Raw genomic sequence first — 21396 nt, 5'->3', positions numbered from 1 at the left:
ATCAGGCACTTAGCTTCAGCAAAAAGCTAAAAGAAAGGTTATTTATTTTTACTTTGATCTTTTAGGTTTTCATTAGATTTGCGCCTGTTGTCCAATTCCCCATCTGTAAAGACACAGGGTTTTATTATTCTGCAATGTTTTGATAAAAACTCGGTAAAATGCACCCGGCTGAATTTGCTTTTAGATTCTACCAGTACCCTTTGCTACAAAGTTTTTAATAGCGGAAACTGTTCCTGGGACTTTGTGCTGCTAAATAAGACTTTCACAAAGTAGAAATCAAAATATTTTATGAAATCTACTGACTGCTTAGTTTTTATGGCAACGGGGGTATGGGATCAACATTTGATTTGATGCCCAATTCACATTTTTCACTAATCAAATTACACCTTTAAGTTGGAGAATTTTCCGCGACATTACGCAAGCGCATTAGCTGACGCCGCATTTGAGGTGAGGCATTAAACTCAGACACTTCCTGGGCTTTAACAGACGCTTGTAGCGTTTCTAGAAAGTCATCAGAACCTTCGGTTAAAGCATCAAGTAGCACCTGTAAGAGTTGCTCGCGATCGCTCAATAGACTCTTTTCCTCAATCAACCGGAATTTGAGATGTATTTCACACTCATAAACACCTACTTCGAGATTATTTATCTGGCGTGGTAATGCTTTGGAGTTCATAGCTTATTGAGATTCCTTTACTTGGTTGTTATGAGGGTAAGGAGGTAGATGTCCAGCAAAAATTCTTTATATCCCTTTTGAATCCAAAGTGCTTGAATTAAGAATTTTTCTTCATCAATCACCTTTGTATTCTATTTCACTCTCCTGTGGTGTATTTTCAAGCTAGATTTTGAGTGTCTAGATTTTGACGTTTCTGTGCCAGATGTAGCTTATGGTAAGCCATAACTATTATTCAGTTTTTAAGATTCTACACAATAAAGTTTCTGTAAGAAGTTGTTCAACCTTTTTAAAGGTTTTTACATCAACTTTATGTGAACGTCAATAACAGTTTTACTTGTTACTTTAATTTTAGTATTTATACGTAAGTAAAACCGCTGAATTTTTTTGAGTTTATTAAAGCCAGCAGTCGATGTAGCGCTATTCAGTGAAATTACTTGATGTACGTTTTTTGCAATAGAAAATTCAGGATAAATTGATCGGCATAATTATTAATGTCAAAACTTTTGTTCTCCATAAAAAAAAGTACACAGATAAAATTATTCCTGCTGAGTGCCTAGCCCTACCGTCTTTTAGGCTTGATTGAGTCCAAAAATCTTAGCAGTAAGTCAGATTTGTAGACAAAATGAAAATACTCTACAAATTAATTTTTACAGAAAAATAATTCAACTACTGTCAGTACTAGCAGTTAAATATATCTTCAACTCATAACAGAAGTAGCAAACTCATCAGTAAAGGTGATATTTTTACTTATGCCCATTCAATATACTCTTTTAAAACAGCATTCAAAGCTTTGAAATTGAGAGCATTCAAGCTCGGATATAACGTCTACAATAATTTCAGTGTAATCCACGCAAATCTTACACCTTTTTATGGATAACCCGATGCTGCTCAAGTCCACAACCCGGCATATCCGCATTTTTGCAGGTGAAATTGACCGGGATGGCGATCTAGTTCCTAGTCAACAAGTCTTAACCTTAGATGTTGACCCAGATAACGAATTTAATTGGAATGAAGATGCACTGCAAAAAATTTATCGAAAATTTGATGAATTAGTAGAAGCATCTAGTGGCGCAGACCTCACAGACTATAACTTGCGCCGTGTGGGATCAGACTTAGAGCATTATCTGCGATCGCTTCTGCAACTCGGCGAAGTCAGCTACAATCTTTCTGCCCGTGTTACTAACTACAGCATGGGAGTCCCTCAAGTTGCCATTGACGACAAACAATAAGCTAATGAGTTGTAGCGGGCTACCTGAACCCTTCTGTACAAAGAGTGCTGAGTTAAAAGTGTCTCAGCTGAGAGTGGAAAAATTCATCTAGCATATTTTAGGTAAATGAAGTACACGGGTAGGGGCATAACATGTTGTGCCCCTACGATTATCTGTACCTCACCGAGCTGTAAGTTTACTTCTTAACTCAGCACTGGCTAACCCCCCCTGCCACCAACAGCAGTCTGAAAGAGATTTTTAGAGTCACTGCATTTATCAGGTACTTTTGCCAAAATTAATATTTGCTATTCTTAATTCTTAATTAAAGTTAATTCTTGCTATCCTACTTATAAACTAAATAAATACCAACATTATCTGCCTGTTGATGATGGGGTAATTTACCAAAAACAAATCGCGCAGTTATGCTTGGGTTATGCTGTGGTGACAGGGTTGGAGTTAGTTGCTTTGGTGATGGAGAGTCACAGGCCAATAGAAGCTATGATTAGGCTGTAGGGTTGACTTAGGAGCGTATTTTTTGGATAAGTTTTGTATTAGCACCTGCTGATATCCACCAGCTAAAATCATCATCTAAAGTCTGGGTATGTCAAGTTTAAGAAAGATGAGCGGTCTAGATTGTCCCTACTAATGCTATTAAAGAAATTGCCAATCGCTGATCGGTGCGAAAACTATGGAAAATGACGCGGCAACGCTCTACTGTCCAAACGAAAATTGTCAGGCTGCCAACCCCCTGACTCACAAGTTTTGCCAGCGATGTTCAACCCCCCTACCCAAAAATTATCTCTGGGCTGTGGTAGATAGCCCAAGTGTGGGTAGCCCTGGAGAAATATTAGCCGATCGCTATTTAATCCTTGATAAATTTGTTCTTTTAGATACGAAACCAGGTTTATTAGCGCTAACGCCTGAGTTAGATAATTTGCAGCCTCTAAAAGCTTACCTGAGACTGATTCCTTACCGTTTACACGTACCGCAGGTATATGGAGTACTTTTTGTTGCTGACGGGTCTTCCCACCGAGAAATATTACTCTTAGAAAAACCGCCACTATTAGTAGATGATACTATCCAACAACTACATCTGGGCAGCGAGTTAACCACCGCTTGGCGTGATGCAACATCAATGCGCCAACTAAATTGGTTATGGCAAATAGCTCATCTGTGGCAACCTCTTGTGAGTGAAGGTGTCGCCTCTAGCTTACTTGACTCTTATGTATTACGGGTAGAAGGATCGTTAGTACGTTTGTTGGAATTGCGTTTTGACAGCACCACATCACCAGAATTGCCCCAATTAGGTGAATTTTGGCAGCAGTTGGTCAGCACTGCCAAACCAGCGATCGCAGAATTTGTTGATCGTGTTAGCCTTGCTTTAATTCAGGGAGAGATTAACTCAACCGATCAATTAGTCGGAGTTTTAGATCGGGGACTGGCTGGCTTAGGGCGATCGCAAACACCCACGATCCAAATTATCACCAAAACCGACACTGGGCCAAGTCGCCAACGTAACGAAGATGCCTGTAGCCCTCCCAGTGGAACTCTAGTGAGCAAACCACCCCAGCCAACAGCCTTAGCAATTGTCTGTGATGGCATCGGTGGACATGAGGGCGGCAGTGTAGCCTCAAATTTAGCCATTGAAACGATCCAGCAGCAGGTACAACAACTAACAAAGGTTCCTTACGACCACATAGACCCTTCACTGCTGCTGAATGACCTAGATAAGGCAGTGGCAATGGCCAATGACAAAATCAGTCAGCGCAATGACGGTGAAAATCGCCAAGGGCGTCAACGCATGGGCACGACTTTAGTTATGGCATTGCCTGTTGCTCATGAAATGTACATTACCCACGTCGGTGATAGTCGTGCTTACTGGATTACACGTCACGGCTGTTATCAAGTTACCCTTGATGATGATGTCGCCTCCCGCGAAGTGCGGCTAGGTTATGCCATTTACCGTGAGGCAGTACAACAGAGTGCTGCTGGCTCTCTCGTCCAAGCTTTGGGGATGGGGTCTAGCACTTCATTGCATCCCACATCGGGACGGTTTATGCTCGATGAAGATGCTGTTTTTCTGCTTACATCCGATGGTTTGAGTGACTTCGATCGGGTGGAGGAGTACTGGGAAACAGAAATCTTGCCGATTTTAATTGGGGAAGCAAATATAGCAACTGTTGCCGATAGATTAGTCGAAATTGCTAATACTAAAAATGGACACGATAATGTCACCGTCGCTTTAGTTCACTATCAAGTCCAATATTGGGAACCAGAAATCACCATCCAAGCAGTGATTTCCCAGAGTTCTTCTGCCAAAACTGTTGATTTCGCATCTAGGGCGACAGATGCGACACTTTTAGGCAGCCCAAACCACAAAACTCAGGTGATTCCAGACACTGAGCCTGCTAGAACTCGTCAATTCCCCCTACAGTGGATAGTTCCATTAATATTTGTGGTAGCAGCAGGCTTTTTAGGATTGTTCGTCAAGCAACTGCGATCGCCATCAGGGGTCTCTCCAATTTTTTCCAATCCGTTACAAACTCAAAATCCTACCATCGAAGCGACACCTACACCGCGATCGCTGGCTAATCTTTCTCCTGGTTGGGTAATAAAAACCAATAATGACATCTCTTTGGGAAACAACCAATCACTCCCCCGTGGGACTTTTTTAGAAGTTATTGAGAAAAAATCAAATCCAAATCCTGCTTCTGGCAGTTTTTTGGTGTCTATGCGAGTCTGTGCCAATAAAAGTACACAAACTCCAGCTAATACTAATAACCCAGCTGTAACTAATTCAGTTCCACCAAATTCAAAACCTTTGCCAGCAACAGTATTGCTGAACTCCTCCCAAGTCAACCGTTTTGGCGTTGTTTTACAATCAGACGTACCAAATCCATGTAGAACTGTCACGCAACCGCCAGTTACTGAACCATCTGACACCAGTCCAACTTAATAAAATAGTCGATAAACTAGTAAAAACCTGGAATAATAACAGGTAACAATCAGAGTAAAAAACTTACAAGGTCAAAAAAGTAGAAAATTTTCACCTTGGAGAATTGTTATTTGAAATTATTTTTTTTAGCTTTTAGTTTAATGAATCCATGCAATCCCTGAATTTGGCGATCGCCCGTCTCGTAAACACTGGCACTGACAACTTCGCCATTTGGGTGGTCAAGGCTCCGTATCCCAGTGGCTACGTTTTACGTGACTGTGTATGGCCTGTTGAACTCACCCAAGTCTGGCAAGAATGGCAGCAGATGTTTGCTGGTCATGGTCGCCTAGATATTTCCCCAAACTCAACATCTCAAAACGCTAACCCATTCCCCATAGATTGGATTGCACCCCCTTCAGGTCAAACTACTGGCCCCTACAGCAGTCGTCTGATGCAATACTTGGGAATGAATTTATGGCGCTGGGTATTCGACGGGCAAATTCTTGGTAGTCTAGAACGCAGTCACGGTATGGCTATGGGTGAACATACACGTTTGCGCTTTCAACTAGAAATTCGCGACCCGGATCTGATCGCTTTGCCTTGGGAAATTATGCAGCGCAAGCCTGGTCAATCAGCGATGTCTCTCTCACAAGATTTGCTATTTAGTCGCACCACCACAGAAGTTGACGCGTTACCGTATTTGCGAACTGACCAAGCTTTAAGTATCCTGCTGGTTTTAGGTCATGATGACAAGCTGCAACTAGAACAAGAAGCCGCTATCTTACAGCAAGCTCTTGCAGATACGCCTGGTAACTCCCAAAGATATGCACCTTGTATAGTGAATCAACTCATCCAACCAACTCCACAACAGTTGATTAATGAATTAGAAACCAAAGAATACAATGTTTTCTTTTATGCTGGACATGGTTTGCCAGACCCAGATGGCGGGTTACTGTTTTTGCGACCAGATATGCCCCTCAATGGCATAGAATTGGCGCAAGTATTGACCCGTACAGGTGTGAAACTAGCGGTTTTCAACGCCTGTTGGGGCGCACAACCAGCTGCGATCAATCATCAAGCTATCCCTGCCAGCAGTTTAGCAGAAGTATTGATTCGTCATGGTGTACCTGCAGTTTTGGGGATGCGCGATGAAATCGCTGACCACGAAAGCCACAGTTTTATTCAAGCCTTTACCGAAGCTTTGCGATCGCACAAGCCAATTGATGAAGCCGTAGCACAGGCTAGGCAAGAGTTGTTAACACTGTATAAATTTAATCAACCTGCTTGGACTTTGCCTGTTCTCTACCTGCATCCAGATTTTAATGGCGAACTCATTAAGAATCTGGATGAAGGTATTACAGAACTACCAGATACAGCCATTCCTGATGTAGGTTCCTCACTTCCAACTGCAAGTTTACGATCGCTAACTCCCAAAGGTAAAACCTGGTTACTGCGTTATGGAGTTACCCGCATCGGTCGCACGAAAGATAATGATATCGTCATCCCCGAACCATCTGTATCCAAACGCCACGCCGAAATCTTCTGCCGCAACACTCTTACTGATGCTACATTGATGCGAACTTATTACTTGCAAGATTTTTCCACCTACGGCACAACCTGGTTTTTAGGCCCTAATGGCTGGCAACAAATCCTCCGAGAGGAAGTCCCTTTGAAATCGGGAATGCAGTTAAAGTTTGGAAGTGCTAAAGGTGAAACCTGGGAGTTTGTTATTGAAGACTCCTAGCAAAGCTATTGCATAAATGAATTTGAGTATTTAGCATTAGCTTTTAAAATCTGTTTTTTTTGAAGAAAAAATCAACAGTTTTTGCGGAAATCTCCTCTTAGAACTTGTAGCTGTCAATACCACCAAATAATCATGAGGTAAGAAAATATGGCTCACAAAATTAACGGCTCAGACACTTTCTCTTCTTTGCCATCTCAAGTAGATTTAGAGTTTTTAGAAGCGTTACTAGAACCAGAGGATGCTAACTATCCCTGGAATCCAGGTGATGATGAATCAGAAGCTTATTTTCAGGAACTAGAACAACAGTTCGGAATGGAAGATTTGCAGGGCGTTGAACTAATGAGGCGATCGCAAGATTTTTACGGACATCTAGATACACTTTGGTCTAGTATTACTCCTACACCTGACCATAATGATAACCGACAACAGGCAGTAGTATTTAACCTTCAAGAAACATTACGTACGAATTTTTCCGCCTGTGTCCCCCAAATATTGCTCAACACCATCGCCACCAAAGCTGCTGAGATATTTGCGGCTCGCCAATTAATCAGCGAGCAACTGGTTGAGTGCGTTCAGACAGTACTACCAACTTGGGGAACAGAGGATCTTATCGTTTTGGCTCGTCCTTTTGCTTACGCTATGCGAAGTAGCGAATCGCAAAACGCGGTATCTGCACTCAGTAATCTTCAAAATAGCGAGTGGACAGCTTTATCAGAAGTAGAAAAAGCAAAGGTTAGTTTAGCGATCGCTTCTTATGCTTTTACTGAACTTAACAAGTCTCAACCTGAACTATGAATGCTGCATCGGGACTAGGGAGTAGGGAATAAGAAAAGTTTTCATTACACGTTGTGTTCGTGTAACTCACGCTTTGCGTTCATCTTTATTCAGAGGTGTGTTTTGCAAAGATGTTGGTTTCCCTTACGCAAAGATATAGAGTCGAAAATCAAGACTTTTGCAAGAATAAGTTTAATGATTTTTATTTTTGTAAGTATATTTACCCCATAATAAGTTAACATTATGCTGATTTTCAAATTAGGCCATCTATCCTAAGAGGTAAATACTCAAGCATTGCTTGTTCTCCCCCCTGCTCCCCTGCTCCTCTATTTTGGGCCAAGAAATCGGGTAGCAAAATTTTGCGATCGCGTCGGTGACAGCGCCCGTGCCTTGAGAATTGCCGCCATCAAAAAGGCGTAAGATAACACTCCAACAACTACCAACAGCAAGGCATTGATTGACCCTGTAGCATTCCAGAGAGCATGGAGCGCAGAGGCACTTAGATAACCGATAGACAGAATTTGCCAACTTCTACTAGGTTTGAGGACAGCCAACCCGATAAAATAACCCAGGTAGCCACTATAAGCCATGTGTCCGGCTACAGAGCCTAAAATTCGCGGAATTAACAGTTGTAAACCTGCCAGTTGACCAGCAGCCCCTATACCCACCTGTTGCGTGACATTTTGAGTGATATCAGGCACATACTGACCGAGGGTTTCCAAGAGAGTGAAGCCAACAGCAGAAGCCGTTCCCAGGAGAATACCATCTAGAGGTTCCCAGATGCCGATGCGTTCTCGCCAAGGTGAAGACAACATTCTACCGATGGCAAAAGCCCCTAGTACAGGTAATGCCTTGAGTAATTCCTCCATCAACCCAGCGCCAAAAAACATCCGCACTAGTAACTCTGTGAAAGTGATAGATTCTTGGGGTGTGGGCAAGCTTCCAGGTAAGATGCCGCGAAATACGAAAATAAATAGATCCAATAGCGGACTGAGCAAAACCAGGATTGTACCCAATGACGTACCCATTAGCACCCACCAAGGCTTCTGTTTACCGCAAAGTTGGTAAACAAAATAATAGGCAGCGAAGGCGATGTAACTTGCTACGATCACTTGATTAGCTTGGGGACGACCGACTGTAGCAAACATCAGCACCACAAAAATTACAGTCAGTATTCCCGGTACAAGGTAAGCTTTACTAGTTAAATCTTTACCAGTAGAAATAATCGGAAAAAGCTGGGTGAAGCTAACAGAATCTGGCTGCTTTAATTGCGTGTGGTTGTGGTAGTTCGTCGCCGAAGGTAGTGGTGTAACTTGGTTCACTGTCGTCGCCGGAGTCAGTGAGGTATACTCATATTCAAAAATGTATTGCGGGCCATCAGCACCTAGAGAAATGCGATCGCCTGGGTGTAATTCCTGACATTCATATAAGCGTTGTCCATTCAAATAAGTGCCATTAGCACTATTCAAGTCACAAAGCACCCAGCTAAATTTGCTATCTGGGGATAGAGAGAGGGGACGAACCACTGCATGACGACGAGATACCATTCGGTACATCATGGCATCCAAGACAACTTGGCAGCTGGGGTCGCGTCCAATTACCATCTCTTTACTGGGGGGCAGCGAGTAGCGAGATTCTGCTCCCAAAGCTGCCCCATTACCAGACACTAGCCGCAGAAATGCATTATGTCTTGCGTTTTTGCCTGTCATCGATAAGAAGTGCGTTTCTAAACTAATTCTTCACATAATTTGGCAGCAGGACTAACCTTAGCCACATTAGCAGCAGCATTGCTAAATCCACTATAGCTTCACTTACTGCTAAGAAATTTAAAATTATTGATGCAAAATTTCAAATTGTTTCACCTCATGTAAAGAAGTATTCCATCTGCTGAGAGTTTGTCCTAAAACTGGCTTATTAAGCGGATAAATCAGATTATCTCAATCCTGTACTTTTGACATCGTAGCGGCAAATTAAACCCACTGCAAATTATTAAAAAATAGTATTTTTTACTGCATTTAGTTCTATTTCAAAAATATATAATTTTCAGTCGTATATTGTGAGCCAGTACGGTTTTCTCCCAAAGGGAGAGGCTATCGCCTTTCTTTCTGTACGAGATGCTGCGCGAACAGAACGCTACGCGAACGCATCCCGTCTCATAGAAAAGCGGTAGCAACGTAGGAGCGTCACTTGAAAGGTCAGTTGTTTTTGCCACTGATAATTGACTAAGCTCTTTTGGAGTGGAGAGTAGGGAAAGAAACTCTTCTGAAGTATTGAATCAAAAGATTTCCGGTATCTTGCCTCAAACAACTGTAGCTAGTTCTGGGTGTTCAATCTTAGTTCCAAGTATTGTGAGGAATTCTGCTAGCCAATGCGGGTGAGCAGGCCAAGCTGGTGCTGTCACCAAGTTACCATCAACTATTGCCTGATCGACAAGGATATCAACATAGATCCCTCCAGCACTCTTGATATCTGGGCTACAAGCAGGGTAGCCAGTACATCTCTTACCTTGCAATACATCAGCAGCTGCCAATATCTGCAAGCCGTGGCAGATAGCAGCAATCGGTTTATTCGTTTGGGCAAAGTGACGGGTGATTTCTAGTACCTGCTGATTGAGGCGAATATATTCTGGTGCCCGTCCTCCAGGAATGACTAAGGCATCGTAGTTTGTGGCTTTTACTTCTGCGAAGGTAGCATTTAAAGTAAAATTGTGTCCGGGTTTTTCGCTGTAAGTCTGGTCTCCTTCAAAGTCATGAACTGCTGTCCGCACCTTATCACCAGCTTTTTTGTCGGGGCAAACTGCATGGACAGTGTGTCCTACCATTTGCAATGCCTGGAAAGGAACCATCACTTCATAGTCTTCTACATAGTCGCCAACAAGCATCAAAAGTTTCTTTGCAGCCATATTTTGTTACCCTCACTTTTTAATCAATAGTTGTTTGTAGCGGTTGCCAGGTGCGTGACGTGAATTACATATTTAAACTCCTCTGGTAATTCATGGAAAGGAGAGATAAAGCACAGCTTTATGCAGGTGAGGTACCGCTTAACCTCACTTTTATTAGGAAACGCTATATAAAGTAAATATTAATTTAGAGTTAGCTATTTTAGGCGTTAGTATTCGCATGAATTTTTGATACATTACAATACTAACTGTGTTGTAATGTATCATTTGAGAGCAGCAAGTTAACAAAGTGTAATCCACCCTAGAGATTTTTCTTTAAACGACTATTGACTAATTAAAGCAGATGAAATTCTGCGATCGCTCTGTTAAAGTTTTTGTTTTCATGTCCTGGCTGACTGAGTTTAATCAAAGCAAAACGCTGTAAGGGCGTTAAAGCTGCCCAATCTTGCTGTGTTAGGGTTACACCTATTTCTTGAGCTTTTTCCTGAACGCTAGCTGGGACAGTGGCAGAGTCTAGCCATGCAGGATGAGGCTCAATGGGCAATTTTGTAGTTGGTATACCTGTGCGTTGTATAATTAATTGCTCGATATGCTCGCGGTAAGACTGAATTTCCGTTTCTGTAGTGCAAGATAATTCGACTAAAGCTTGACGCTCATCTGTCGTCATCTGATTCCAATCAGGCAATTTTAGCTTGATGCCACAGGTATCTAATTTGCAACGCACCTGCATGGGGATACAGCGCAGAGAATCAACAAAGTCTGCTTCAAATTCAAAGAAATCTGTCATTGCTCGACAAACCCAAAGTTGATGGGGGAGTATGGGAAATGGGGAATAGGGAATGGAAAAAGCGGCAAGTTTTGTGGTGGGGTATAAATCCCGATTACGAATTACGAATTACTTCAACTTGCATCTTTTGAATTACTGAGACGAATTATCAAATAACTAATTGATAAGGCAAGAATAGCTACACCTAGACCGATTATATCAAGACCTCCAATTTTTTCTAAGTCAAGAATAATAATTTTTCTGGCAACAGCAATTAAAGAAGTGACAATAACTAATTCAACTTGAAAAACGTGTCTTCGTAAATAGGCTGTAATATTTTCTAAAATTTCTAAGGCAATTAAAATATTTAAAAATAGACCAAAAACCTTATACAGAGTTGTGTTAAACTTTCCATAAGGAATTGTAAATAATTCTTTAAAAATAAAGATTCCTAAATCTGTGATCGCTACCAAAATTACGACCACCATAAAAATAGATAGAACTTTAGAAACTAGCACTTCTATGTTTTCAATGATGTGCATGAAGTTCTCATCTTTGGTAGCCCTTAGAATTTCCCTCAATAACTTTTTCATCTGCTGCACCCGATTTTTAAATAAAAGAAAATCCCATAGATAAATCTAGAGGATTAAAAATAATTCGTAATTCGTAATTCGTAATTAAGTTCTGCAACTCTTTGACCCTGGCAAAAAACTTACTGATGACCTAGCTCTCTGGACTGAAACTGCCAGGATTTATTAAAAAAAGATGTCTGACAATGTTTTGTAAGTTTCTATGCTTTTTTATTCTTTATCCATAGCTAAAACTAACTCTAGTAAAACCTCTTCTTGCTAGAATTTTACCTCTTTAGATATAGTAATTGGTAACAGTCAAAATTAGAGAGTCATAAAAAATGATAATAACTATTGACTATTGATTATTGACGAAATTGCCTATTGCTGGTTATAAATTATCACTTTCGAGCTACGCTTTGCAGCTTACCATTGTGAGGACTGGAGTTGATAATCTTTGATGGGAACTTCCACCGAAATTGGTATCAACTGCACAGCACAGGCTTTTAATTCTGGTTGCAGTGAATCGGGGCACGATTCTGGATGAGTGAGGGCGTTGGCTTCGGCATTATCTGCCCACAGCGAACCCCAATGCATAGGGACAAAAACTGTACCAGGCGCGATCGCTTTTGTCACTTTAGCAGGAAACTTCGCTTTACCCCGACGCGATCGCACTTCTATATACATACTATCGACAATACCTAACCGAGCAGCATCACGGGGATGAATTTCGATAAACGGTTCGGGATGCATTTTGCAAATTTTTTCAATTCGACCGGTGCGTGTCTGCGTATGCCAGTGTCCGTAAAGTCTTCCATTAGTTAGCACAAACGGATAATCTGGGTCTGGTGGCTCGGCCAATCCCTTGGAGTAATATGCCCCAAATCGAGCGCGTCCGTCAGGGGTGTGGAAGCGCAAGTTAGTGTATAGTCTTTTCCCAGAGCGATTGGCAGATGCTTCTCCCCCTGCTTCCTCTGCTCCTCTGCTCCCCCTGCTTTCTTCAGGGTGAGGCCATTGAGTTGGGCCTTGTGTCTGTAATTGCGCGTGACTAAGACCTGTCATATCACAGGGGCGATTTTTAGTTAGTTTAACAAACTCAGCGTAAACTTCAGCAGAGTTAGCAAAGGCAAATTCTTTCTCAAAACCTAATCTACGTCCAACTTCAGCAAAAATTTCCCAATCTGCTTTAGCCTCTCTTGGTGGTTGGCGAAATCCTGAACACAGAGTTACCACTCGTTCGGAATTTGTCATCACGCCAGTTTTTTCACCCCACTGGGCTGCTGGTAGTAGAACGTGAGCGTAGGCAGAGGTTTCTGTGGGATAATAAGCGTCTTGGTAAATAGTGAAAGGCGATCGCAGCAACGCCTTTTTAGTTCGCTCCAAATCTGGCATACTCACAGCTGGGTTGGTAGCTGCAATCCACAGTAACTCTACAGCATCATTTTCCAACTCAGTAATCATATCCCAAGCAGTCAAACCGGGATTGGACGAAATTTGTCCTGGCTTGAGTCCCCAAAACTCTTCAACTTCTGCACGATGCTGGGGATCTTTCACCGTCCGATAACCCGGTAATAAATGCGCCAAACCTCCGGCTTCCCGTCCTCCCATCGCGTTCGGCTGACCAGTGAGGGAAAAAGGACCAGCCCCAGGTTTGCCAATCTGTCCAGTCATCAGGTGTAGGTTAATGATAGTTCTTACCTTAGCCGTCCCTTCCGACGATTGATTCACACCCATTGACCACAAAGACAGTACCCGCTCAGATTGACCCCAGTAACGAGCTGCTGTTTCTAAATCTTCAATACTGATTCCACATTGACGAGCCACCACTTCTGGCGGATAGTGGCGAATCACCTCAGCATAAGCAGGAAAGTTACTGGTGCAGTCGTCCATGAACATCGTATCAATGTAGTTCCAACGCATCAACAAGTGGGCGATGCCGTTTAACAAGTCGATATCTGTACCAGGACGAATTGCTAAATGCAAATCAGCGGCTTCTGCGGTTGGTGTGCAACGGGGATCAACCACAATCATTTTGACTTTGCGGTTCTTTTTGTGATATTTTTCCAGTCGATTGAAAACGATGGGGTGACATTCGGCTGTATTAGTACCAATTAAAAATGCACAGTCGGTTAACTCCAAGTCATCGTAACAGCATGGAGGCCCATCTGAGCCAAAGCTTTGAATGTAGCCAGCCACAGCACTAGACATACATAAGCGAGAGTTAGCATCAAAATTATTAGTACCCAGACAGCCTTTCATGAGTTTCTGGGCTATGTAATAATCCTCGGTTTGAAACTGACCGGAACCATACATACATAAAGCTTCTGGCCCTTGGGTGAAGCGGACATTTTGAATGCGCTTGGCGATCAGATCGAAAGCTTCATCCCAACTAACGCGGCGAAACTCTCCATCTAATGAGTCTCGCACCATTGGGTAATGTAATCTATTTTTATCTAAAGATTCTGCGATCGTTGCACCTTTGACGCAAACCATTCCTTGACTGGATGGATGGGCTTTATCACTGCGCACCCGCCAAGTTGGATTTCCTTGGCTATCTCGACTAGTTGCTTTGCCCAGTTGGGCTGGAGGTGAAACTTCTAAACCACAGCCAACACCACAGTAGGGACAGAGAGTTTTGGTAAATTCACTCATGGCAGTTGTACCATTTTGTTATTTGGATTGTGCAACCTCAGATGTAGCGACAGGTTGAGAAGCGTAACTTAGTACAGCTTTGCGTAAAATCGTGGTGAATTGAGGGTTGAAATTTAAACGCATAGGCGCTTCGCCTTCCCGCAGGGTAGGGGCGCAGAGTATAGCGCAAAGGAGCGCAAAGTTTATTTGAGTCCATTCGCTACGAACTTAGACAAAACTGTATTTAGTACTTTGTTAAGCTAGTTTTTAGGGTTTGTAGTAAGCGCTTTATTGCTTAGAAAACAAGGTTTAAAGCCTTACTACGAACTATGAGAATTTATTTGCCTTACTGCCTACTCTCTATTTTCAAGACAGGTTTATTCTTCAGTTAAGAAGATAGGGTTTTTCGTTGCGGATTCTGGGAATTCACCTTCAAATGCAGCGGCAAAGGAACCTTTTGGTTCTTTGAGGAAGAAGGCACACATAAAAGCACAGACTAGTGCAGCTAAACCCATTGTGGAAAATAGTGTTGGAGCATCGGTTAAGCTGAAAATTGTCAGGTAAACTACACCACCAAAATTACCGTAAGCTCCCACATTACCGGCAATTTGTCCAGTGGCTTCTTTCTTAATTAGGGGAACGATGCTGTAAGTTGCACCGCAGCCAGCTTGGGCAAAGTAGGCGGCAAACATTGTGGCTGCGATCGCTACCGGAATTGGCCAGTTACTACTAATAAAATGTGCCATCAAATAACTAACACCAATGCCAGCACTGATAATTGTCATTGTCCACTTTCGGGAGCTAAATTTATCAGAAATTAAGCCACCACTGGGACGAGAAACTAAATTTAAGAAGGGATAGGTAGCAGCAATCATCCCAGCGACAACATGCTCTAAAGCAAAAGTTTTTTCAAAAAAGGCCGGGAGCATAGAAACAGCTGCCAGTTCGCTGCCAAAACTAGTTATGTAAGTGAATTCGAGTAAGGCTACTTGACCAAATTGGAAGCGTTCAGATGGAGCGTAAGTTTTCTTGCCAATTAGTAGTTCTCGGTTTACTTCCCAAGCTTTGTAACTTTGGTAAGCAAATAATCCTGCAAATAGTAACCAAGTCAGATACATTTGGCTCAAAGTTAAGAAGTGAATGTTCTTTTGTTCCAAACGCCAAGCCAATAAACCCAAGGCGAAAATTAAACCAAAATTCGAGACAATCATCGCCCAAAAGCTTTTAATGCTGGTTACTTCTAGAGAACCATTTTTCTTAGGTTTTTTGTAGACTTTGCCTGTGGGTGTATCTTGGACATTGTTGTAATAAATTATGCCGTAGATAGCTGCAATAATCCCTGTAAATGCGATCGCAAACCGCCAGTTAGAAGCACCACTAGCGAAAAAGCTCGTAGAAACTGCAAGTATCGGCAAGGCAAACTCTGCACCAAAAGCTCCAAAGTTGCCCCAACCTCCATAAATACCTTGAGCAATTCCCATCTCCTTCGGCTGGAACCATTCGGACACCATGCGGATACCCACAACAAACCCAGATCCGACAATCCCCATTAGCAAACGACTGATGACTAGTTGATTAAAATCTTGCGCTAGCGCCGTCGCCAAACAGGGAATAACCGCAAACATCAGCAGAATTGAGTAGGTGATTCTGGGACCAAAACGATCCAGAAGCATCCCAATTATTAGTCGTGCGGGAATTGTGAGGGCGAGGTTACAGATGCCTAAAGTTTTGATTTGTTCTGGTGCTAGATGTAGTTCTCTGCCAATGGTTGTAGCGAAGGGGGCAAAGTTAAACCAACAAACAAAGGTGAGAAAGAAAGCAAACCAAGTCTGATGTAAGATGCGGTAGCGATCGCTAAATGAAAATAAGTTTTTAAGCATTCTAATCTTTCTAATTGAATAAAATACGGAGAAGAGGTAGGGGAAGATGCAATATAGTTCGGTTAACGTGTTTATTTGTCGAAGATCCCCCCAACCCCCCTTAAAAAGGGGGGCTTTTTTTTCTAATTACCCCCTTTTTAAGGGGGTCGCCCGCCACAGGCGGGGGGATCTTATTGAGGGGAAGTTGAGCCTTTTATCTCGGAAGTTGAGCTTTTAAGGTTGAAGTATGAGTTTTGCCCAATGCCCAATCAGTTACTAACTACTAGGGCTTCCTGTTTGAGTTTTGCCCCAAAGTTTTTGATTAATAAATCTTGCAATACTGGCTGCAAGTCTTCGCATGGTATGCCTTTCATAACACAAGTTCCCAAATGGGCATCTTTGCCGACTTTGCCACCCATATATATGTCAACGCCTTCGAGGGTTTTGCCATTTTTACGAGTTTTAGTTCCCATCAAGCCGATGTCTGCAACTTGGGGTTGTCCGCAGGAGTTGGGACAACCTGTCCAGTGAATTCGCACTGGATTGGTGAAGGTTAACTCTTCTTCTAAGACTTTAATCATTGCCAGGGCGCGGTTTTTGGTTTCGATGAGGGCAAAGTTGCAAAATTGTGCGCCTGTGCAAGATACTAGCGATCGCGTCAGCAAACCAGGGTTAATCGAAAACCTTTCCAGCAAAGACTCTGTTAAAAATGTTGCTAAACGTGAGTCAGCAATATTGGGGATAACAATGTTTTGCTCAACTGTGAAACGGATTTCGCCAGTGCCGTAAACTTCTGCTAGACGAGCGATTTCAAACATATCTTCGGCATACAACCGACCGACAGGAATGTTTAAACCTGCGTAATTTAATCCTGCTTGTTTTTGTTTATATACCCCAATGTGGTCGCGTTTTTCCCAGTCGATTTCGTCTTTTGCTGCTGCGGATATTAATGATTTACCCAAACGGTTTTCTACTTCTGCTCGAAACTTTTCTAAACCCCATTCATCGATTAACCACATCAAGCGCGATTTTTGCCGATTAGCACGTGGACCATGATCACGAAATACTTCCAAAACCGCTCTACATACTGCTACTACATCTTCGGGAAGTACCCAAGCATTCAGAGGAATCGCCGCCTCACAGCGTTTAGCTGAGAAAAAGCCACCGACTAAAACGTTAAACCCGAAAATTTTGTCGTGGGAATGAGCAGAGGGGAAATTTTGCTCCCCTGCTTCTTGAAATGCTGGTACAAAAGCCAAATCGTTAATTTCAGCATGAACTGAATTGTCTCGTCCACCTGCGATCGCAATATTAAACTTCCGTGGTAAGTTGCTAAATTCTGGGTTTCCTTCCCCTTTATTGGTGAGCATATCTTGAATTTGCTGTACCAACTCTCGCGTGTCGTACAACTCATCTGCATCTAACCCCGCCACAGGATCGCCTGTAATATTGCGAACGTTATCCATCCCTGACTGCACACTGGTTAAACCAACTGCGTGAAATCTATTAAAGATATCTGGTAAATCTTCAATCCTAATCCCCCGTAATTGAATATTCTGTCTGGTAGTAATATCAGCGCAACCATCATCACCGTAACGCTGCACTACTTGGGCCAAAACACGCATCTGGCTGCTGGTAAGAATACCGTTAGGCATCCGCAACCGCATCATAAACTTGCCTGGGGTAACTGGCCGAAAAAACACGCCTACCCATTTGAGTCGATGATCGCGATCTGTTTCGTTCATCGCCTCCCAACCCTGTGCGGCAAATTTCTCTATCTCACTCTTGATGGCGAGTCCATCTTTTTCTGCTTTTAATTTCTCAAACTTATTAAGGCTAGTGGTATTTGCTGTGTCTGTCATGAGGCTGAATCTCGTTGCAAATTACTGATATGATCGGGAACTGTGGTCGTAATTTCCCAATACCAATCAATCCGTAGTTACATCAGGTGCTGTATCTACGAGGGTTAGGGAATAAAAACTTAACATGTTAACTACGGCTGATTATTTTTACTCAAGAACATTCCAACGCGAAACTTCAAATCCGTGGTTATTTAAAGAAAATTTGTGGCCATTTACATCTTGGGAATTTGTCAAGCAGGTTTAGATAATGTTCATGTAACAATTTCGATACTCATAACTTAAGGCGAGATTTTTGTTAAAATCGTATAACTTGTTACGTTTTTTGGTAAAATCTGCAAAAAATGCATGAATACTATGCATTTTTTACATTAAAGTCACCAATGAACGATGTAGAACCCTTAATTAACGGTATTTGAGATGACTGAAGCAATTTTGGATCGCCATAGATTAATCTAAAATCCAAAATTGAATGGCAGATGTTAGCTAAAACTTAGATATCATTTCAGCAGCTATGAAACGTCGTGATTTTATTAATTGGGTAGGTTTGGGCTGGATTGCGACTTCTCTACCAGTAGCGATCGCAGCTTGTTCTTCTCAAACAACTCCAGCATCTAAAGATTGGCAAACAGTAGGTACATCAGCAGAATTAGATAAAACAGGTCAATTGCTGGCAAAAAACTCACCTGCTGGATCTGTGCTGGTAGTCGGCACATCTAAAGCCGGAAATCTAACTGCTGTTGACCCTACTTGTACTCATGCAGGTTGCACTGTAGCATGGAAAGCTGATGCAAAAAAATTCGCTTGTCCCTGTCATGGTTCGGAATATGGAGCCGATGGTAAAGTGCAAAAAGGCCCAGCGACAAACCCCCTGAAAACTTACGCCGCCAAGATTGAGGGTAATTCGGTTGTAGTCAAGCCAAGCTAGTGGAGGCAGGGGGCAGTGTTTCGACTCCCTTCGACTCCCTTCGACTACGCTCAGGGCAAGTCGCTCAACAACCAGGCAGGGGGCAGGAGGTAAAAGATGATAATTAAAGCAAGATATTGTGAGTAACATCAAACAGCTTTTGGTGCAAGCTGAGGCAGCATATTATGCAGCTGATTGGTCATCACTAATTCAATATTTGCAACAGTTAATTTTAGGGACAGACTCGGAAGATCCAGAGATAGTTAAAAATCGAGAATATCTCCTGAAATTAACACTTTCAATCTTAGAGATGGGAGATTTTCAGCAACGCTGGGAAATTACCAAAGTATTGATTCACTTTGGTAATATTGCCATCCCACCTCTAATTGAAATATTAGAAGATGAAGATGCAGAAGAAGAATTGCGCTGGTATGCAGCAAGGATTTTGGGCGAATTTCAACACCCAGAAGCGATCGCGTCCATAGTTGAATTATTGAAAAATGATGAGGATGAAGAACTCAAAGCGATCGCCGCGACAGCACTGGGACAAATGGGTACTGTTGCTATTGCTTCACTAACTGAACTTCTATTAGATGAAAATACACGATTGTTAGCAGTGCGATCGCTTTGTTGTATTCGGCAACCAGAAACCATCACGCCGCTGTTAAGTGTAGTGCAAGATCCACAAGCAGCAATCCGCGCCTCCGCAATTGAAGCCCTCAGCAGTTTTCATGATGAACGTGTACTGCCAGTATTGTTAAAAGCTTTGGATGATACAGCCGCCACAGTGAGGCGTGCAACAGTGCTTGGTTTAGGTTTTCGCCCCGACTTACACCAAGCATTAGATTTAATAACGAGACTGCAACCCAAACTTTACGACTTTAACCTTGATGTTTGTTGTGCAGCCGCAGTTACCCTTTCTCGGATTGGTAATGATGACGCTGCCAAATACTTATTTGATTTGCTGATTTCACCCCAAACACCGATAACGCTGCAATTAGAAACTATCCGTGCTTTAAGTTGGGTAGGGACGTTATCGAGTTTGGAATATTTGCAAACAGCACTGAATCAAAGTACATCAGAAACAGTGTGGCAAGAAATTATCACAGTTTTGGGAAGAGTGCAAAAACCCCAGTTAACTACACCAGCCGCAGAAATCTTACTGCAAATACTGCGATGCCTTTCCTGCGGAACGCTACGCGAACGGCGAGCTTCTCTAGGAGACGCTCCGCGAACGCAGCATCCAGCCACAGAAACTGCCAGCATCAAAAGTGCGATCGCCTTATCTTTAGGACAGTTAGGCGAAATGCAAGCAATTGAACCATTGATTTCGCTGTTAGGCGATTCTAATCCATCGGTGAGACTACATGCGATCGCAGCACTGAAAAATCTGAATGAGGAAGCCACACATCAACAATTGCAGGAGTTAGCAAATAATGATGCAATCACACCAGATTTAAAACAAGGAATAGCGATCGCTTTAGCCGAATGGTAAATTTCAGTCTCAACTTTTAATCGCGTAGCGTCTCGTTGGTGCAGCCTTTCGTAGATAAGAGAGGACTAAAATCCTCATTACAAACTTTTAATTATTTACGCCGTCCTACTTAACTGACAATAAAAGTATTCCTTAAGTCTAAAGTAAGACACACCTGGAGTATGAAGTTATAAGTTCTCAGATGAGATAATATTGTGAAGTATTGTTTATAGAGTCTCAACCGCTAGCAGCATCTAGCTGTTTAAAGTTTTTAGTTGATTTATATCCAAATAACTAAAAACTAATGTCAACAAAGTAATTATATTTACTGAGATGAAAATCCTGCTTCACTTAGCGATCGCTTGTACCTCTTAGGTAAATCGATTTATCTAAATTACAGACTCTAAAACGTTTTACGCTTATAAACTAATTTAACTTCAATGCCAAATTATTTCCTGCGATATAAGTAGTTTTCCTCTTATGGTAGAAGTCCGGCGAAAAAATAACACTTATGCTAGCCAATAACAACAACAAAATAATTCCTAATAATAAGTAATTAAGTAAAATGAAATAAATAAAAGTAAAGATAATATTTAATTTCTATTTTGAACAAGCGACTTTTGTTCGTGGATTCTTAATATTGAATTAATTACTGTTTATGAGTTATTTTGTTGAATGGGGCGAATAGTAAGTTGTTGTATTTTCAAATCATTTCAACATTTCCAGAAGAAGCCAAGTAAAACACTCCTCAATCTTTCTATGTCGGAATTTACCTGATTTAGCTGTGGATTGAGGAGACAATATCGCTTTTGAAAATCAATCAACCACAGAAATCTAGAACATAAAAGGAACCATAAGCATGAAGCCTTTGAATTTATCTAAAGCTGTTTTAGCTACTGTCTTTGCCATCAGTTTTGTTTCTGTATCTTTACCTCCTTTAGTTTCTGCCCAAAGTGGAGGTTCTGGCAGTGGAGGCTCCGGTAGCGGAAGCTCTAGTGGAAGCACAGGCACTGGAAGCTCTAGTGGAACTACAGGCACTGGAAGCACAGCTCCTGGAACTACAGGCACTGGAAGCTCTAGTGGAACTACAGGCACTGG

Annotated in this window: 15 protein-coding genes; 7 read left to right on the top strand and 8 right to left on the bottom strand. The window is 42.1% G+C overall.

Going from position 1 to position 21396, the window contains the following annotated elements; translation table 11 throughout:
- Window positions 1-388: 388 nt before the first annotated feature.
- On the bottom strand, window positions 389-673 hold the full coding sequence (locus V7K60_RS06725; protein WP_334924005.1) for an Npun_R1517 family heterocyst differentiation transcriptional regulator: 285 nt from the start codon (window positions 671-673) through the stop codon (window positions 389-391).
- A gap of 869 nt (window positions 674-1542) precedes the next feature.
- Here V7K60_RS06725 and V7K60_RS06720 point away from each other — a divergent pair.
- The 4 genes from V7K60_RS06720 (at window position 1543) to V7K60_RS06705 (ending at window position 7355) form a co-directional block, all read left to right on the top strand.
- Window positions 1543-1902, top strand: a complete 360-nt coding sequence (locus V7K60_RS06720; protein ID WP_094350943.1) for an NAD(P)H-quinone oxidoreductase subunit M — start codon at window positions 1543-1545, stop codon at window positions 1900-1902.
- A 667-nt stretch (window positions 1903-2569) separates the two neighbouring features.
- Complete coding sequence (locus V7K60_RS06715; protein WP_334924003.1) at window positions 2570-4837, top strand: protein phosphatase 2C domain-containing protein; 2268 nt, start codon at window positions 2570-2572, stop codon at window positions 4835-4837.
- Between the two features lie 148 nt (window positions 4838-4985).
- On the top strand, window positions 4986-6560 hold the full coding sequence (locus V7K60_RS06710) for a CHAT domain-containing protein (RefSeq protein WP_334924001.1): 1575 nt from the start codon (window positions 4986-4988) through the stop codon (window positions 6558-6560).
- Window positions 6561-6707: 147 nt separating this feature from the next.
- Window positions 6708-7355 carry a hypothetical protein gene (locus V7K60_RS06705; RefSeq protein WP_334923999.1) on the top strand — a complete coding sequence of 216 codons (648 nt, stop codon included), beginning with the start codon at window positions 6708-6710 and terminating at the stop codon, window positions 7353-7355.
- A 305-nt stretch (window positions 7356-7660) separates the two neighbouring features.
- On the opposite strand, the gene V7K60_RS06700 is transcribed toward V7K60_RS06705, so the two are convergent.
- From V7K60_RS06700 to V7K60_RS06670, 7 genes are all read right to left on the bottom strand, one after another.
- Window positions 7661-9043: a PrsW family glutamic-type intramembrane protease gene (locus V7K60_RS06700; RefSeq protein WP_334923997.1), complete on the bottom strand. Its 1383-nt coding sequence runs from the start codon at window positions 9041-9043 to the stop codon at window positions 7661-7663.
- A 590-nt stretch (window positions 9044-9633) separates the two neighbouring features.
- Complete coding sequence (locus V7K60_RS06695) at window positions 9634-10236, bottom strand: DJ-1/PfpI family protein (RefSeq protein ID WP_334923996.1); 603 nt, start codon at window positions 10234-10236, stop codon at window positions 9634-9636.
- Window positions 10237-10567: 331 nt separating this feature from the next.
- On the bottom strand, window positions 10568-11020 hold the full coding sequence (locus V7K60_RS06690; protein WP_334923994.1) for a nitrate reductase associated protein: 453 nt from the start codon (window positions 11018-11020) through the stop codon (window positions 10568-10570).
- Between the two features lie 113 nt (window positions 11021-11133).
- Complete coding sequence (locus V7K60_RS06685) at window positions 11134-11592, bottom strand: phosphate-starvation-inducible PsiE family protein (RefSeq protein WP_334923992.1); 459 nt, start codon at window positions 11590-11592, stop codon at window positions 11134-11136.
- A 402-nt stretch (window positions 11593-11994) separates the two neighbouring features.
- Window positions 11995-14220: a molybdopterin oxidoreductase family protein gene (locus V7K60_RS06680; protein ID WP_334923990.1), complete on the bottom strand. Its 2226-nt coding sequence runs from the start codon at window positions 14218-14220 to the stop codon at window positions 11995-11997.
- 356 nt (window positions 14221-14576) lie between these two features.
- Entirely contained in the window at window positions 14577-16079 is a 1503-nt protein-coding gene (locus V7K60_RS06675; protein ID WP_334923989.1) for a NarK family nitrate/nitrite MFS transporter, read from the bottom strand.
- Window positions 16080-16327: 248 nt separating this feature from the next.
- On the bottom strand, window positions 16328-17920 hold the full coding sequence (locus tag V7K60_RS06670; RefSeq protein WP_334923987.1) for a ferredoxin--nitrite reductase: 1593 nt from the start codon (window positions 17918-17920) through the stop codon (window positions 16328-16330).
- Between the two features lie 511 nt (window positions 17921-18431).
- Here V7K60_RS06670 and V7K60_RS06665 point away from each other — a divergent pair.
- From V7K60_RS06665 to V7K60_RS06655, 3 genes are all read left to right on the top strand, one after another.
- Window positions 18432-18845 (top strand): QcrA and Rieske domain-containing protein, encoded by a 414-nt coding sequence (locus V7K60_RS06665; RefSeq protein WP_334923985.1) that lies wholly within the window; start codon window positions 18432-18434, stop codon window positions 18843-18845.
- Between the two features lie 115 nt (window positions 18846-18960).
- Entirely contained in the window at window positions 18961-20319 is a 1359-nt protein-coding gene (locus V7K60_RS06660) for a HEAT repeat domain-containing protein (protein WP_334924034.1), read from the top strand.
- 838 nt (window positions 20320-21157) lie between these two features.
- The coding region (locus V7K60_RS06655; RefSeq protein WP_334923983.1) for a hypothetical protein at window positions 21158-21396 on the top strand (239 nt) is incomplete at its 3' end.

It is taken from the genome of Nostoc sp. (assembly GCF_036917555.1).
In the GTDB taxonomy this organism is placed as follows: Bacteria; Cyanobacteriota; Cyanobacteriia; order Cyanobacteriales; family Nostocaceae; genus Nostoc.
Note: the sequence above shows the minus strand (reverse complement) of the source record. Positions and strands in the feature narration are given on the sequence as shown.

What these genes read in the sequence shown, in the direction of transcription:
- V7K60_RS06685 (WP_334923992.1), bottom strand. Translation starts at nt 11,592, where the DNA reads ATGAAAAAGTTATTGAGGGAAATTCTAAGGGCTACCAAAGATGAGAAC.
- V7K60_RS06720 (WP_094350943.1), top strand. Translation starts at nt 1,543, where the DNA reads ATGGATAACCCGATGCTGCTCAAGTCCACAACCCGGCATATCCGCATT.
- V7K60_RS06725 (WP_334924005.1), bottom strand. Translation starts at nt 673, where the DNA reads ATGAACTCCAAAGCATTACCACGCCAGATAAATAATCTCGAAGTAGGT.
- V7K60_RS06675 (WP_334923989.1), bottom strand. Translation starts at nt 16,079, where the DNA reads ATGCTTAAAAACTTATTTTCATTTAGCGATCGCTACCGCATCTTACAT.
- V7K60_RS06665 (WP_334923985.1), top strand. Translation starts at nt 18,432, where the DNA reads ATGAAACGTCGTGATTTTATTAATTGGGTAGGTTTGGGCTGGATTGCG.
- V7K60_RS06705 (WP_334923999.1), top strand. Translation starts at nt 6,708, where the DNA reads ATGGCTCACAAAATTAACGGCTCAGACACTTTCTCTTCTTTGCCATCT.
- V7K60_RS06700 (WP_334923997.1), bottom strand. Translation starts at nt 9,043, where the DNA reads ATGACAGGCAAAAACGCAAGACATAATGCATTTCTGCGGCTAGTGTCT.
- V7K60_RS06710 (WP_334924001.1), top strand. Translation starts at nt 4,986, where the DNA reads ATGCAATCCCTGAATTTGGCGATCGCCCGTCTCGTAAACACTGGCACT.
- V7K60_RS06670 (WP_334923987.1), bottom strand. Translation starts at nt 17,920, where the DNA reads ATGACAGACACAGCAAATACCACTAGCCTTAATAAGTTTGAGAAATTA.
- V7K60_RS06695 (WP_334923996.1), bottom strand. Translation starts at nt 10,236, where the DNA reads ATGGCTGCAAAGAAACTTTTGATGCTTGTTGGCGACTATGTAGAAGAC.
- V7K60_RS06715 (WP_334924003.1), top strand. Translation starts at nt 2,570, where the DNA reads ATGGAAAATGACGCGGCAACGCTCTACTGTCCAAACGAAAATTGTCAG.
- V7K60_RS06690 (WP_334923994.1), bottom strand. Translation starts at nt 11,020, where the DNA reads ATGACAGATTTCTTTGAATTTGAAGCAGACTTTGTTGATTCTCTGCGC.
- V7K60_RS06680 (WP_334923990.1), bottom strand. Translation starts at nt 14,220, where the DNA reads ATGAGTGAATTTACCAAAACTCTCTGTCCCTACTGTGGTGTTGGCTGT.